This window comes from Amycolatopsis sp. NPDC006125, assembly GCF_040614195.1.
Taxonomy (GTDB): Bacteria; Actinomycetota; Actinomycetes; order Mycobacteriales; family Pseudonocardiaceae; genus Amycolatopsis_E; species Amycolatopsis_E tucumanensis.
This window is the reverse complement of sequence record NZ_JBEXTZ010000022.1, coordinates 63885-78534: the sequence shown is the minus strand read 5'-3', so window position 1 is coordinate 78534 and position 14650 is coordinate 63885. Positions and strand designations below refer to the sequence as shown.

At 71.6% G+C, this 14650-nt stretch carries 16 protein-coding genes; 7 read left to right on the top strand and 9 right to left on the bottom strand.

Features of this window, described 5'->3' with window-relative positions:
- Positions 1-218: 218 nt before the first annotated feature.
- Positions 219-1124: a LysR family transcriptional regulator gene (locus ABZ193_RS14075; protein WP_020420317.1), complete on the bottom strand. Its 906-nt coding sequence runs from the start codon at positions 1122-1124 to the stop codon at positions 219-221.
- A gap of 70 nt (positions 1125-1194) precedes the next feature.
- Between ABZ193_RS14075 and ABZ193_RS14070 the strand changes: the two genes are divergently transcribed.
- Positions 1195-2013 (top strand): oxidoreductase, encoded by an 819-nt coding sequence (locus ABZ193_RS14070; protein WP_237340085.1) that lies wholly within the window; start codon positions 1195-1197, stop codon positions 2011-2013.
- A 245-nt stretch (positions 2014-2258) separates the two neighbouring features.
- Here the strand turns inward: ABZ193_RS14070 and ABZ193_RS14065 are convergent, their stop codons facing one another.
- From ABZ193_RS14065 to ABZ193_RS14055, 3 genes are all read right to left on the bottom strand, one after another.
- Positions 2259-3476 carry an MFS transporter gene (locus ABZ193_RS14065; RefSeq protein ID WP_237340181.1) on the bottom strand — a complete coding sequence of 406 codons (1218 nt, stop codon included), beginning with the start codon at positions 3474-3476 and terminating at the stop codon, positions 2259-2261.
- A gap of 319 nt (positions 3477-3795) precedes the next feature.
- Positions 3796-4470, bottom strand: coding sequence for a Crp/Fnr family transcriptional regulator (locus ABZ193_RS14060; RefSeq protein WP_017985500.1), 675 nt, complete (start codon positions 4468-4470; stop codon positions 3796-3798).
- Between the two features lie 200 nt (positions 4471-4670).
- Positions 4671-4922: a hypothetical protein gene (locus tag ABZ193_RS14055; RefSeq protein ID WP_026153595.1), complete on the bottom strand. Its 252-nt coding sequence runs from the start codon at positions 4920-4922 to the stop codon at positions 4671-4673.
- A 204-nt stretch (positions 4923-5126) separates the two neighbouring features.
- Between ABZ193_RS14055 and nth the strand changes: the two genes are divergently transcribed.
- The 4 genes from nth to ABZ193_RS14035 are packed head-to-tail and all read left to right on the top strand — an operon-like array spanning position 5127 to position 8283.
- Positions 5127-5810, top strand: a complete 684-nt coding sequence (nth, locus tag ABZ193_RS14050) for an endonuclease III (RefSeq protein ID WP_020420320.1) — start codon at positions 5127-5129, stop codon at positions 5808-5810.
- Entirely contained in the window at positions 5807-6397 is a 591-nt protein-coding gene (locus tag ABZ193_RS14045; RefSeq protein ID WP_020420321.1) for a TlpA disulfide reductase family protein, read from the top strand. The genes nth and ABZ193_RS14045 overlap by 4 nt, the downstream gene beginning before the upstream one ends.
- Positions 6394-7077, top strand: coding sequence for a CoA pyrophosphatase (locus ABZ193_RS14040; RefSeq protein ID WP_020420322.1), 684 nt, complete (start codon positions 6394-6396; stop codon positions 7075-7077). The genes ABZ193_RS14045 and ABZ193_RS14040 overlap by 4 nt, the downstream gene beginning before the upstream one ends.
- Positions 7078-7086: 9 nt before the next feature.
- Positions 7087-8283: a MarP family serine protease gene (locus ABZ193_RS14035; RefSeq protein ID WP_020420323.1), complete on the top strand. Its 1197-nt coding sequence runs from the start codon at positions 7087-7089 to the stop codon at positions 8281-8283.
- 392 nt (positions 8284-8675) lie between these two features.
- On the opposite strand, the gene ABZ193_RS14030 is transcribed toward ABZ193_RS14035, so the two are convergent.
- The 3 genes from ABZ193_RS14030 to nhaA are packed head-to-tail and all read right to left on the bottom strand — an operon-like array spanning position 8676 to position 11412.
- Positions 8676-9614 carry an alpha/beta hydrolase gene (locus ABZ193_RS14030; RefSeq protein ID WP_020420324.1) on the bottom strand — a complete coding sequence of 313 codons (939 nt, stop codon included), beginning with the start codon at positions 9612-9614 and terminating at the stop codon, positions 8676-8678.
- 17 nt (positions 9615-9631) lie between these two features.
- Entirely contained in the window at positions 9632-10114 is a 483-nt protein-coding gene (locus ABZ193_RS14025; protein ID WP_020420325.1) for a phage holin family protein, read from the bottom strand.
- Positions 10115-10152: 38 nt separating this feature from the next.
- Positions 10153-11412 (bottom strand): Na+/H+ antiporter NhaA, encoded by a 1260-nt coding sequence (gene nhaA / locus ABZ193_RS14020; RefSeq protein WP_237340178.1) that lies wholly within the window; start codon positions 11410-11412, stop codon positions 10153-10155.
- Between the two features lie 89 nt (positions 11413-11501).
- Between nhaA and ABZ193_RS14015 the strand changes: the two genes are divergently transcribed.
- On the top strand, positions 11502-12959 hold the full coding sequence (locus ABZ193_RS14015) for a peptide MFS transporter (RefSeq protein ID WP_237340177.1): 1458 nt from the start codon (positions 11502-11504) through the stop codon (positions 12957-12959).
- Positions 12960-13260: 301 nt separating this feature from the next.
- On the top strand, positions 13261-13461 hold the full coding sequence (locus tag ABZ193_RS14010; RefSeq protein WP_237340176.1) for a dihydrofolate reductase family protein: 201 nt from the start codon (positions 13261-13263) through the stop codon (positions 13459-13461).
- On the opposite strand, the gene ABZ193_RS14005 is transcribed toward ABZ193_RS14010, so the two are convergent.
- Positions 13458-14186 (bottom strand): VIT family protein, encoded by a 729-nt coding sequence (locus ABZ193_RS14005; protein WP_237340175.1) that lies wholly within the window; start codon positions 14184-14186, stop codon positions 13458-13460. The genes ABZ193_RS14010 and ABZ193_RS14005 overlap by 4 nt on opposite strands.
- Positions 14187-14237: 51 nt before the next feature.
- The gene (locus ABZ193_RS14000) at positions 14238-14588 is read right to left on the bottom strand and encodes a nuclear transport factor 2 family protein (protein WP_237340174.1); all 351 of its coding nucleotides are present in this window, start codon (positions 14586-14588) and stop codon (positions 14238-14240) included.
- Positions 14589-14650 lie beyond the last annotated feature (62 nt).

Below are 14650 nucleotides of genomic sequence, written 5' to 3'. Positions count from 1 at the left end.
GCGGTGCGGGTGGCGGAACCTGAGGCGGCCCCTGGCTGTGGGATCGCCTTCTCATGTATGCCGATACACCACGTCGGCGCTGTCCTCGCCAGGAACCTCCCACCCGTCGCCCACCGCCACCCTCAACGGACGCGCTCCGCGCGGCTCTGCCCGTTCAGACCCGCGGCGGTGTCAGCGCACGGCCCACTCCAAGCGGCTCCGCCGCTTCGAAATCCGCTCTAACCGGACTGCGTGAGGTCGGTCCGCGCCGCCAGCTCGGTGACCACTTCGAGCAGGCGGCGCAGGGCCGGCTTGTCCGCGTCCGGCAGCCACAGCACCTGCGTGGAGGCCTGCTCACCGGCCAGCGGCACGAACACCACCCCGGTGCGGCGCAGGCTGTGCGCCGAGCGGGCCAGCCGGGACACCCCCACCCCGGCGGCCACCAGGCCGAGCAGGTTCTGCACGCTGCCGGCCCGCTGGACGACGTTCGGCTCGTAGCCGGCCCGCCGGAAGTCCTCGTCGTACTTGCGGTGCCACGGCGGCCACGAACCGCGCTCGGTGAGCACCCACGGCTCGTCCGCGAGGTCGGCGAGCGTCAGCGACGCGCGATCGGCCAGCGGGTGGCCCTCCGGCAGGACGGCGCACACCTCCTCGACGGCCAGCGTGCGCGCGGCGAGCCCGTCCACCAGCGGCGGACGGCTGAACGCGGCGTCGTATCGGCCGTCGCGCAGCCCGTCGACGAGGGTGGCGACCGAGGTGTCCTCGGTGGTCAGCCGCACGTCCGGATAGCGCTCGCGGAAGGCCCGCACGACCGGCGGCAGCAGGTAGTTCGCGGTGCTCGCGAGGAAGGCCACCGTCAGCTCGCCCACCTCGCCGCGCCCGGCCCTGGCGAGGGTCGTCACGGCCTGTTCGGCGCGGTCCAGCACCGCCTTCGCCTCCGGCAGGAACTGCCGTCCGAGGTCGGTGAGGCGGGTGCCGCGGCTGTCCCGGTCGAGCAGGCGGGCGCCGAGGCTGCGCTCCAGCACGGTGATCTGCTGCGACAGCGACTGCTGCGCGATCCCGAGCCGCCTGGCGGCGGCGGTGAAACTCAGCTCGTCGGCGACCGCGACGAAGTACCGCAGTTGTCGCAGCTCGGGAAGCCTCACAGGTGTTGACTGTAGCCGCGGGCGGAAACGCGTGTTGGACGCTCCGGGTGATCTTGGTGAGGCTGGTGGCATGACGAGGACGGAACGGGTTTGGCTGATCACCGGGTGCTCCGCGGGTTTCGGGCGGGAGCTGGTCCGCGCGGCGGTGGCGGCCGGGGACAGGGTGATGGCGACCGCGCGGCGGCCCGAGCAGCTGGCCGACCTCGCCGGCGACCGGGTGCGCACGCACGCGCTCGACGTGACGGACCCGGCACAGGTGGCGGAGGCCGTGCGGGCGACGCTGCGCGAGTTCGGCCGCATCGACGTCGTGGTGAACAACGCCGGTCACGGGTCGGTCGGCGCGGTCGAGGAGTTCACGATGGACGAGTTGCGGTCGGTGATGGAGGTCATGTTCTTCGGCGCGGTCGCGGTCACCAAGGCGGTGGTGCCGCACCTGCGTGAGCAGGGCAGCGGCGCGATCGTGCAGATCAGCTCGATTGGCGGGCAGCTGTCGATGCCCGGGTTCGGCGCCTACTGCGCGGCGAAGTTCGCGCTGGAGGGGATGTCCGAGGCGCTGGCCGCGGAGGTCGAGCCGTTCGGGGTCCGGGTGCTGATCGTCGAGCCGGGCGCGTTCCGCACCGAGTTCGGCGGCGCGCGGATGCACCGGTCGCGGGAGATCGAGGCCTACCGCGACCTGCCGACCCGAGCCGCGGTGGACACCATGGACGGCACGCAACCCGGCGACCCGGCGAAGGCCGCGCAGGCGATCGTGCGGGTGCTGGACGCCGAAAAGCCCCCACTGCGACTCGCGCTGGGCGCGGACGCGGTGGAGGCCTTGCGCCGCAAGCACGCCGCACTGCGCGCCGACCTCGACACGTGGGAAGAGGTCAGCCGCTCGACGGCGCTCTAGGCGTCGTGACTCGTGAGGTCGTGGACGAGCAGCGGTGCCATCGGGGTGCGGTGTTTCTCGCCGGGCAGCTCGGGCTGGTGGCCCCCACCGTCGGCCGTGTCCTGTGTCGTCATCGGGTGCCGCCGCCGGTTCACCAAACCCGGCTGTCCCTGGACGAACGGCGAAGCCGCACCCTGCTCCGAATTCGCCTACGCCCTGGCAGCCTTACCCCCCTGAGCATCCGCAACGTCTCAGGTCACGGCGCTCTAGGACACCAGCACCTGCTCGCGCGGTGCCTTGACCGTGCCGCGCAGCAGGTACACCACCGCGGCGATCACCAGCGCCGCCGCGGTCGCCGCGAGGAACGCCGCCGACGGGCCGGCGTGCTCGACCAGGTAGCCGCTGATCGACTGCCCGAACGCGAGCCCCAGCGTCACCGCGGTCAGCACCCAGCCGAACGCCTCGGCCGCGGTGCCCTTCGGGGCGACCAGTTCGATCGCGGCCGAGTGCGTCGCCGACTGCGGGGTGATCAGGGCGCCCGCGGCGAGCATCGCGATCGCGAGGCCCCACAGCGTCGACGGCCAGGCCAGCAGCGCCACGAGCACGCCGAACCCGGCCAGCAGCACCGGCAGCCGCAACGGCATCTCCCGCGGCCACGGCCGCAGGCTGTAGGCCACGCCGAACGCGACCGAGCTGACCGACCACACCGACAGCAGCACGCCGCCGAGCGCAGGCGACCCGGCCTCGGTGGCCGCGGCGGGCACGGCGACCTCGACGAACCCGATCACCACGCCGAACCCGAGCGCGGCCAGCGCGAGTGTCCGCATGCCGGGGCTGCTCAGCGCGCCCAGCAGCGAGTGGTGCGTCCGTCCGGCCGGTCCCCACGCCCGCACGGCCGGGCTCAGCGCGAACAACACCGCGCCGGCCACCATGCACGCGCCGCCCGCGACCATCCCGGTGCCCGGCCACGGCGCGGCGACCAGCAGGCCGGCCAGGCCGGGCCCGAGGATGAAGAACACCTCCATGCTGATCGCCTCATAGGCGTACGCCGCATTGCGTGCGGCCTCACTGGGCACGAGGCGTCCCCACAGCGCCCGCGACGCCGAGCCGACCATCGGCTCGGTGATCCCGATCCCGAACGCGAGCGCGACCAGCACCAGGGTCGCCGCGTGCGCCTCGATCGCCAGCGCGAGCGTCACCAGGATCACCGCGAACATCGCCGCCGTGGACAGCAGCGGCCGCGTCGGGCCGAAGCGGTCGATCAGCCTGCCCTGCACGACCGACCCCACCGAGACACCGACCAGCGAGCTCGCCGACACCAGCCCGGCGACGGCGAACGAGCCCATCTCCTGCTGCACGTAGAGGAGCGCGGACAGGCCGATCATCGCGATCGGCAGGCGCGCGAGGATGGACGCGACCATCGGACGGGTCGCGCCCGGCGTGGTCAGGGCAGCGCGGTAGTCGGCGAGGGAAGTCTGGGACACGCGTACCAGTATGCCTCATATTGGTACGGGGGTACCAGTTACTTACCGCTCAGGTCTCGGTTCGGTAACGGGCGCGAACTTTTTGCCGGACCCACGCAACGAACCCGCAACGGGCGCGTCTATGGGGGTGAACGGCCTTGAACCTCGGGGTATGGGCCGTGGCAAGGTTGACAAGTAGATAAAGCTCCCTCCGGCAAAGGGTCGGGGCCGGAACCGGAGGGCGGGGAGCGCGGTCTGTCGGGGGATGGCCCGCGCGAAATGCAAAAGAACCGGTGCGCCACGTCGGGGGTGGCGCCCGGTTCTTTTGTTTTTGCCGGTGTCAGCGAGCGCGGCGGGCCAGGCGCTCCGGGTCCAGGATCAGCACCGACTTGCCTTCCAGCCGCAGCCAGCCGCGGTGCGCGAAGTCGGCCAGCGCCTTGTTCACGGTCTCCCGCGAAGCGCCGACGTACTGGGCGATCTCCTCCTGCGTCAGGTCGTGCGTGACCCGCAGGATGCCGGCCTCCTGACTGCCGAAGCGCTGTGCGAGCTGCAGCAGCGCCCGCGCCACGCGGCCGGGGACGTCGGTGAAGATCAGCTCCGCGACCATGTTGTTCGTCCGGCGCAGCCTGCGGGCGATGACCCGCAGCAGCTGCTCGGCGATCTCCGGCCGGTTCGCGATCCACTTCCGCAGCGACGGCCGGTCCATCGACACCGCCCGCACCTCGGTGACCGTCGTCGCGGTCGAGGTGCGCGGGCCCGGGTCGAAGATCGACAGCTCGCCGAACATGTCCGAGGGGCCCGCGATCCACAGCAGGTTCTCCCGGCCGTCCGCCGACTTGCGGCCGATCTTCACCTTGCCGGACAGGATGATGTACAGCTTGTCGCCGGGCTCACCCTCGGAGAAGATCACATGACCCCGCGGGAACTCCACGGTCTCCAGGGTCTGGGCGAGCGCCTCAGCCGCGGCCGGCTCCACCCCCTGGAAGATGCCCGCCCGGGCCAGGGTCTCGTCCACCTCGTGCCTCCTCGTCGGTGGCGACCGTGTTCCCGCGAACCGGGGCGTGTCGCCGATCACTTGCGTGCAGTCTAGGCCGTTCGGACGAGATCGCCTCAGGGCACGCCGAGGACAGACCGATCACCGCCCGGCCGGGCGAGGGCGATCTCGCTCCGAACGGACAGAGTAATCCTCGCTGAATCGGTCGAGGTCAGTGGGCCTCAGCCACGGCTCTTGCGCGGGCGCATCTTGGCCGCGCGACCACCGAGACGGCGCAGCCGGAACAGCTCCAGCGCGCGGCCGATGCCGTGCCCGTACAGCGCCCTGACCTCGTTCGGCCGGGCCTGCTCCAGGAACTCCTCGACCTCTTCCTCCTGGACCGCGACGTGGCGCAGCCGGTTCTCCACTCGTTCCATCGCCAGGGCGAAGAACATCATCACGAGTGGCACCGCTACTACGAACCAGACAGTCATCGGTTCTGATCCTCGCTCATCACGGCTTCAGGGGGTGGTGTCAGGGGTCCGGCGTGTCGGCTTCCGTAGGCTAGCGGTGTGCCGAATGCGTCTCATGTCAGCCCTCGCAAAGGAAGCGCAGCAGCGCGAAGCGCTTCCGTTGAGGGCGGTGGCGGGCGACGGGTGGGCGAGAGCCGCCTCGCACTCGTGAGACGCGCGCGCCGCATGCTTCGTTGCCTGACCGATGCGTATCCCGACGCACACTGTGAGCTGGACTTCACCACGCCGCTGGAGTTGCTGATCGCGGTCGTGCTGTCGGCGCAGACCACGGACGTGCGGGTCAACGAGGTGACCCCCGCCCTGTTCGCGCGCTACCGCACCGCCGCCGACTACGCGGGCGCGGACCGCACCGAGTTGGAGGAGCTGATCCGGCCCACCGGCTTCTTCCGCGCGAAGGCGAACTCGCTGATGGGCCTCGGCGCCGCGCTGGTCGAGCGGTTCGACGGCGAGGTGCCGGGCAAGCTGGAGGACCTGGTCACGCTGCCCGGTGTCGGCCGCAAGACCGCGAACGTCGTGCTCGGCAACGCCTTTGACGTGCCGGGGATCACGGTGGACACCCACTTCGGCCGCCTGGTGCGCCGCTGGGGCTGGACCGCGGAGGAGGACCCGGTCAAGGTCGAGCACGCGATCGGCGAGCTGATCCCCCGCAAGGAGTGGACGATGCTCTCGCACCGGGTGATCTTCCACGGCCGCCGCGTCTGCCACGCCCGCAAACCGGCCTGCGGCGCGTGCCCGCTGGCCCGTGACTGCCCCTCCTACGGCGCGGGCCCGACCGGGTTCGAGGAGGCCGCGAAGCTGGTCAAGGGCCCGGAGCGGGACCACCTGCTCGCGATGGTGACCAAGCGGTGACGACGGCGACCAGGTGGGCGCTCGTCGCCGGGGTGCTGGTGCTCGCGGTGATCGTCGCGGTGCTGCCGCAGGTCCGCTCGGACAGCCCGGCCGCCGGCCCGGACCTGACCGCGGCCAGGGCCGCCGCCGCTCTGGCGCCGTGCCCGTCCGGCACCGGCGAGGTCGCCCAGCTCGCCGGCGTCCGTGCCGAATGCCTCGGCGACGGGACCACCGTCGACCTGGGCAGCGCGCTCGCCGGGCAGGTGACGCTGGTCAACGTGTGGGCCACCTGGTGCGAGCCGTGCCGGACCGAGCTGCCCGTGCTCCAGCGGTACGCGAGCGAGCCGGGCGCAGTTCGGGTCCTCACCGTGCAGGTGCAGAGCAAGCCGGACGACGGCCTCGAACTGCTCGCCGAGCTGGGTGTGCGGCTGCCGACCGTGTTCGACGGCGACGGCGGGAGCGGCCCGGTGCGCAGCGCCCTCAAGGTGCCGCCCGCGCTGCCCGCGTCCTACCTGGTCGCCGCGGACGGGCAGGTCCGCCTCATCGAAAGCCCACGCACCTTCACCGATCCTGAGCAGGTGCGCGAGGTCGTGCGGAGGCTGTCGTGAAGGGACCGCTCGTCGAACCGGCGTCGGTGCCGGACTGGTTGCGCCCGCTGGTCGAGATCAGCGGGAAGCTCGACTCGACCGCGTTCACCCGCTTCACCCCGCCCGAGGACGAGTTGACGCGCGCCGCGTCGGTGCTGATCCTGTTCGGCCACGGCGAGCGAGGGCCGGACGTGCTGCTGCTGCGCCGCGCGGACACGCTCGGTTCGCACGCGGGCCAGGTGGCCTTCCCGGGCGGCGGCGCCGACCCGGAGGACGCCGACGTTGTCGCCACCGCCCTGCGCGAGGCCGAGGAGGAGACCGGGGTGGACCCGTCCGGTGTGCGGCCGGTCGCGATCCTGCCGGAGCTGTTCATCCCGGTGTCCAAGTTCGCCGTGACGCCGGTGCTCGCCCACTGGCACGCGCCGTCGCCGGTGCACGCCGTCGACCCGGCGGAGACGGCGGCGGTGGCCAGGGTGCCGGTGGCCGACCTGGCCGATCCGGCCAACCGGTTCCAGGTGCGCCGGCCAGGGACCGCCTACAAGGGCCCGGCCTTCACCGTGAACGGGCTGTTCGTGTGGGGGTTCACCGCGGGGCTGCTGACCGTCCTGCTCGAACTGGGCGGCTGGGCACGTGAGTGGGATCGCGGCGACGTCCGGGATCTTGACGTAGCGTTGCGCGATCATCTGCTCGCGACCGACTGAGGAGACGCGGTGAACTGGGTCGACGTCCTGGTCATTCTGCTGGCGCTGGTGGCGGCCGTCTCCGGCGCGCGCCAGGGCGTGGTGATCGCGTTGCCCGCGCTGGTCGGCGTGATCGGCGGGGCGATCCTGGGCATCCGGATCGCGCCGTGGGTCGTCGAGCTGTTCGAGAACCCGGCTGCCAAGGTCGCCTTCGCGGTCGCGACGGTGGTGTTCCTGGTCGCGCTCGGCGAGACGCTCGGCGTGTGGCTGGGGCGGCGGTTCAAGTACGCGGTCAAGCGGCGGTTCAACACCGACAAGCTGACCGGCATCGACCAGACGCTGGGCGCGATCGTGCAGGCCGTCGTGGTGTTCGTGGTGGCGTGGCTGATCGCGGTGCCGCTGACCGGTGTCGCCGCGCTGCCCGGGCTGGCGCGGGCGATCAACAACTCGACGGTGCTCGGCACGGTCGACAAGGCGATGCCGCCCGCCGCCGAGGGCCTGCCCAGCGAGCTGCGGAAACTGCTCGACGTCTCCGGGTTCCCGTCCATTGTGGACCCGTTCCAGAAGACCCAGATCAACGACACCGCGCCGCCGGACACGACGCTCCAGGACAGCGCCGTGGTGCAGCAGTTGCGCGGCAGCGTGCTGAAGATCCGCGGCACCGCCGAGTCGTGCTCGCGCACGCTGGAGGGCAGCGGCTTCGTGATCGCGCCGCAGCGGGTGATGACGAACGCGCACGTGGTGGCGGGCACGGAGACGACGGCGGTGGAGACGTCGGCCGGGCGGCTGCCCGCGCGGGTCGTGTACTTCGACCCCGAGGTGGACGTCGCGGTGCTCGCCGTGCCCCGCCTGGATGCGACGCCCCTGAGCCTGGCGCCGGAGCCGGCGAAGGCGGGCGACAGCGCGATCGTCCTCGGCTACCCGCTGGACGGCCCGTACCGCGCGACGCCGGCCCGCATCCGCAACGAGATCACCTTGCAGGGCCCGGACATCTACGACTCCCGCACCGTGCGCCGCGACGTGTACACCGTGCGGGCGCAGGTGCGCAGCGGCAACTCGGGCGGCCCGCTGGTCGACCCGCAGGGCCAGGTCGTCGGGGTGGTGTTCGGGGCGTCCGTCGAGGACGCCGACACCGGCTTCACCCTGACCGGCAACCAGGTGCGCCCGGTGATCGAATCCGCGCCGTCGCTGAGCGCCCGGGTCTCCACCGGGGCTTGTGCCGCCTGACCCACGCGCGAGTTTCGCGCTCCGGGCCGCGAGATCCGCGCTCGGTCGCGCGGGTTCGCATTCCCGGGCGCGCTGCGTAGGTCCCGCGCCGGGCCGTGCGAGTCCCGCGCTCCGCGAGCCCCGCGCTCGGTCACGCGGATTTCGCGTTCGCGGGCGCGAGTTCCGCGCGGCCGCGGGAGTGCCGCGCTGCCGGCCGCCAGTTCTGCGATTGGTCCGGCGAGTTCACGCTGCCGGACGTAGGTCCCGCGCTCAGCCGCGCGAGGCCCGCGCTGCTGGACGCCGCTCCCGCGCCTGGCCCCGTGACGCCCGCGCTCCCGGCCGTTGGTCCCGCGCTCGGCCGTGCGGATCGTGCGCTCCGGCCGCGAGTCCCGCGAGCCGTGCGAGTCCCGGCGTCAGGCCTTCGCCAGGAAGTCCAGCAGCGCCTTCGTCGTCTCGTCGGGCGCTTCCAGCTGCGGGAAGTGACCCACGTCCGCCAGTTCCTCCAGCACCGAGTGCGGCCCACGCCACGGAGCCGACGCCCGGGCGGTCTCCGGCAGCACGCACGGGTCCGCCGCGCCGTGGATCTGCAGCACCGGCGCCGCCACCCGGGCGCCGACCGCGTCGGCGAACCGGCGTCCTTCGCCGCGGAACTGGGCCCGGAACGCCCACCGGTAGTACTCCAGCGCGCTGTGCGCCACACCCGGGATCCGCACCGCTTCGCGGAACAGCGCGGCGCTGGTGTCGAAGTCGCGCGTCGCCGTCCACCGTGGACCGGACCAGGCGCGCAGCAGGCCCTCCAGGTTGGCGCCGTCGTCCTCGGTGAGCCACCGCTCGGGCGCCATCGGCACCTGGAAGCGGAACAGGTGCGCCAGCGCCCGCGTCTGGTTGGACCCCTTGCGCCGGAACGCGGTGCGGGCGATCGCGCTGCGCAGAGCCATCGGGTGCGCGCCGCCCAGCACCGTCACCGACGCCACGACCCGCGGGTGCAGCGCGGCCGCCGTCCAGGCCAGCAGCCCGCCCCACGCGTGCCCGACCAGGTGCGCCTGCCGTTCGCCGAGCGCGCGGACCAGGCCGGCGACGTCACCGGCGAGCGTCCACGCGTCGTAGCCGCGTGGGGGTTTGTCCGAATCGCCGTAGCCGCGCAGGTCGGCCGCCACCGCGTGGTAACCAGCGTCGGCGAGGGCGGTGAGCTGGTGCCGCCAGGTCCACCAGAACTGCCCGAAGCCGTGCAGGAACAACACCAGCGGCCCGTGCCCGGCCTCGGCGACGTGCAGCCGGATGCCGTTCGCGGACACGTCGCGGTGCGCCCACGACCCGTCGATCCGGACGATGGACGGGTCGGGCGGCGTCACGGTCGCGCCTGAGCGGTTCAGCTGTGTTCGGGGACGGCGTCCCGGCGCGGCTTGAGGGCCGCGGCCGTGTCCTTGACGCTGGTGATGGTGCGTTCCGGCGCCCGGATCTTCTTGACCTTGCGGTAGCCGAGGAAGCCGAACAGCCCCGCGACCAGCAGCATCAGCAGGAACACGATGCCGAACGCGGCCCACCGCTTGAGCCACTCGGACAGCAGCTCGCCGAGGAAGAAAAAGAAGAAGAACGAGCTGTAGAGCCCGATCACCCCGGCGACGATGAAGAAGACGCTGCCCTTGGCGCCCTTGCGGACCTCGCCCATCACCTCGGACTTCGCCAGCTCGACCTCGGCCCTGACCAGCGTGGACAGGTGCTGGGTGGCCTGGCTGACGAGGCTGCCGATCGACTGGCCGTCGGAGGCGGACTCGGCCTCCGGGCTCAGCGGGATGTAGGGCACGGCCCCGTGGGCATCCCGACCGTTGCGTTCGTGCTCCTGGCTGCTCACGGGGGTCATCGTGCCAGAAGACCCAGCACGGGGCTCGGTTAGTCCTCCGCTGCGGCGTGTACCTTGTTGCGCCGCAGCAGCACCGCCGCCCCGGTCAGCGAGCACACGGCGGAGGCCAGCAGCACCGCCGTGCGGGCCAGCTCACTCGCCTCGCCCTCCAGCGCGAGGTCCGCGATCAGCAGCGACACCGTGAACCCGACGCCGCCGAGCAGCGACAACGCCGCGATGTCCCGCCAGCCGACCCCGCGCGGCTTCTCCGCGAGCCGCAGCTTCACCGCCGCGAAGCAGGCGCCGAAGATCCCGATCGCCTTGCCGACGACCAGCCCGAGGAACACCGCGAGCGGCACGGGCTCGGTGAAGACGCGGCCGAGCGAGTCGCCGCTGACCGCGATACCGGCCGCGAACAACGCGAACACCGGCACGGCCACGGCCGCCGACCACGGCTGCAGCCGGTGCTCCAGCCGGATCGCCGGCGCGTGCTCCTCGTCCGGGTCCGGCCGGACGCGGGTGAGCAGGCCGAGCGCGACCCCGGCGATCGTGGCGTGCACCCCCGCCGAGTGCACCGCGACCCACACGACGACCGCGAGCGGCACGTAGATCCACCACGCCCGCACCCGCTTGTGCTGCAGGAACGCGTACAGCGCGAGCGCGGCGACCGCGACCAGCGCGGCGACCAGGTTGAAGGACGTGGTGAACAACACGGCGATGAGGATGATCGCGCCCAGGTCGTCGACGACCGCCAGCGACAGCAGGAAGACGCGCGCGCTGCTCGGCAGGTTCGACGCGGTGAGTGCGAGCACACCCAGCGCGAACGCGATGTCGGTCGCGGTCGGGATCGCCCACGCACGTTCCATGCCCTCCGCGCCACCGCCGGCGAGCAGGGCGACCACGGCGGGGACGACCATCCCGCCGACCGCGGCGATGATCGGCAGCACGGCCTTCTTGAGCTGCGACAACTCGCCGACGACCAGTTCGCGCTTGAGTTCCAGCCCGGCGACGAAGAAGAACAGCGCGAGCAGGCCGTCCTTGGCCCAGTCGCCGACCGACAGGTTGAGGTGCAGCAGGTGTGGACCGACGTGGAAGTCGCGCACCACCCGGTAGGACTCGGCGATCGGTGAGTTCGCCCAGATCAGGGCGATCGCGGTGGCGGCGAGCAGGATCATCCCGCCGGTGGTCTCGGTGCGCAGGTAACGCACGAATTCGCTGGCGGGGCGGCGCGGCTGGCCCACGGGACGGCTCCTCCGGGATCGATCGGACCGAGTCTTGCCGACCAGACTTCCCGGCGCACCGTGGACCATCGTACCTTACGGGCCGGTAACATGATGCCCAACAGGAGTCGTAGCATGTCACTCGCCAACGTTGTCTAGACCTTAAAAGGGCGGCGGCAGTGACGACCTCCACCGAGGCGAAGCGCGACACCCGGTTCTTCGGGCACCCGATCGGGCTCGCGAACCTGTTCGGCGTCGAGATGTGGGAACGCTTCTCGTACTACGGGATGCTCGGCATCCTGCCGATCTACCTCTACTACTCGGTCGCCGAGGGCGGCCTCGCGATGCCGGAGGCCACCGCCACCAGCATCGTCGGGGCCTACGGCGGTCTGGTGTACCTGTCCACGATCGTGGGCGCCTGGGTCGCCGACCGCCTGCTGGGGTCCGAGCGCACGTTGTTCTACAGCGCCGTGCTGATCATGATCGGGCACATCAGCCTCGCGTTCCTGCCCGGTTTCCTGGGCATCGGCGTCGGCCTGGTGTGCGTCGCGGTCGGCAGCGGCGGGCTCAAGGGCAACGCCACCGCCGTGGTCGGCACGCTCTACGGCGAGAAGGACGAGCGGCGCGACGCCGGCTTCACGATCTTCTACATGGGCGTCAACCTGGGCGGGTTCGTCGGCCCGCTGCTCACCGGGCTGGCGCAGAGCGAGGTCGGCTTCCACCTCGGGTTCGGGCTCGCCGCGATCGGCATGGCGATCGGCCTGACCCAGTACACGATCTTCCGGCGCAACCTGCCCGACACCGCGCGCGAGGTGCCCAACCCGCTGCCCGCGCAGCGGCGGCCCGCGGTCGGCGGGGTGCTGCTGGTGCTGGTCGCCGTCATCGTGGCGGCCGTGCTGACCGGGATCGTCACCGCGGCCAACCTGTCCGACGTGGTCGTGTGGATCGTCGGCATCGCGTCGGTGGTGTACTTCGCGGTGATCCTGACCAGCAGTAAGATCACCGCCATCGAGCGGCGGCGGGTGCTGTCGTTCATCCCGATGTTCATCGCCAGCGCCGCGTTCTTCGCGCTGTACCAGCAGCAGTTCACGGTGGTCGCGGTGTACTCGGACCAGCGGCTGGACCGCGACCTGTTCGGCTGGGAGATGCCGGTCAGCTGGGTGCAGTCGATCAACCCGGTGTTCATCCTGCTGCTCGCACCGGTGATCGCCGCGATCTGGGTCAAGCTGGGCTCGCGGCAGCCGTCGACGCCGATCAAGTTCGCGCTCGGCACGTCCGTGATGGGTGTGGCGTTCCTGCTGTTCCTGTTCTTCGCGGGCGGCGCGGCCAACAGCACGCCGCTGCTCGCGCTCGTCGGGATCCTGCTGGTGTTCACCGTCGCGGAGCTGATGCTGTCGCCGGTCGGGCTGTCGCTGTCGACGAAGCTGGCGCCGGACGCGTTCCGCACGCAGATGGTCGCGTTGAACTTCCTGTCGGTCTCGCTGGGCACCGCGCTGTCCGGCTCGCTGGCCGAGTACTACGACACCGACCACGAGACGGCGTACTTCGGCATCGTCGGCGGGGTGGCCGTCCTGATCGGTGTGGTGCTGGCGCTGATCAGCCCGTTCGTGCGAAAGCTGATGTCGGGCGTGCGTTAGCCGGTCGAATCCGTCGGGTGTCGTTCGACGGCTATGGAGCGGGCCTGAACGACGGACCGGGAAAACCCCGGCGGCGACGGCTTCATGCGCCTGCACGAATGGGCGTTCACCCCGGACTTCCAACCGCGCTGATCCGGTCCGACTGCCGAGCTGGTGGACCGGATCGGCGCGGCCGGTGCGGTCGTCACCGGGCGGCGGACCGCGGAGGAGGTGGACCACTGGGGTGGCGACCACGGGTGCATGGGCATCCCGATCTTCTGGTGACCTACGCGGACGGTGTCGTCGAGGCGATGGCACGGGCGTGCGCGTCATCGGCGCGTACACCGGGCAGCGGGCGCTCGAGGCGGGCGTGCTGGACGAGGTGCAGATTCACCAGATCCCCGTCCTGTTCGGCGGCGGCCGCAGGCTGTTCGACGTACTGCCCGCGCGGATCGAGCTGAAGATCCTCGAGGTGATCGACACGCCCGAGGCCACCCACATCCGCTACCGCGTTCTGCGCTAGCCGGCGGTGATGCCGAACAGCGTGCCCACGTAGTAGGTGACCAGCATGGTCAGCGCGCCGACGCCGACGTTGCGCGCGACCGCCCGGCCCGGCGCGGCGCTGCCGAGCCGGGCGCTGGTGTACCCGGTCAGCGCGAGGCCCGCGACGACGGCGATCGCGCACGTCCACACCCGCCACGACGTGGGCGGCAGCGCGATCGCCAGCAGCGGGATGAGCGCGCCGACGGAGAACGACACGAACGACGCCCACGCGGCCTGCCACGGGTTGGTCAGCTCGTCGGGATCGATGCCGAGCTCGGCCTCCGCGTGCGCGGCGAGCGCGTCCTTCTGCGACAGCTCGCGCGCCACCTGCTCGGCGAGCTCCCGGGACAGGCCCTTGTCCTCGTAGATGTCGGCGAGTTCCCGCTCCTCGGCCTCCGGCATCGTCTTCAGTTCTTGTTTCTCCAGCTTGAGCGCGGCCTGTTCGGTATCGCGCTGGGTGCTGACCGAAACGTATTCCCCACCCGCCATGGAAAGCGCGCCTGCGACCAGTCCGGCTATTCCGGCCATCAGAATGGCGCCGTGGTCGGTGGTCGCGCCCGCGACGCCGACGACGAGCCCGGCGACGGACACGATCCCGTCGTTGGCCCCGAGAACCCCGGCACGCAGCCAGTTCAGCCTGCTGCCCAGGCTCTCGCGATGGGGTTCGTGGGCGTGCGCCTCGGCGGCGTCCTTCGTTTCGGTCACGTTGTCATTGAAGCATCCCGGGGCCGATCGTCCCCATTAGCTGAGTCTTACCTAAATCTCCGCGGAACCCTCGCGGTAAATCTTCGCGGCGGAGATCCGGCCGTCGCGGAAACGGTAGAAACCGGCAATCGCGAAGGTGTGCTCGGCGCCGTCGGCGGTCAGCGTCTCGGTGAGCTGCGCCGCGGCCTGGTCACCCGATGCGATGACGTTGTCCAGTGTCAGCGTCGGCAGGAGCCCGCGCAGCGCGCCCTCGAACAGGTCGGCCAGCTCCGCGCTGCCGCGGACGGTCGTGGTGCCGGTGATCCAGGTGGCGTCGTCGGTGAACCCGGCCATCAGGGCGGCGAGGTCGCGGTCGTTGAACGCCTCGACGTGCGCTTCCAGCGCGGAGACGGGATCGGTCACCCCGCGATCCTGGCACGCGGAAAAAAAGTCCGGTCGTCGATGTCGAGAACGCGTGAACGGCT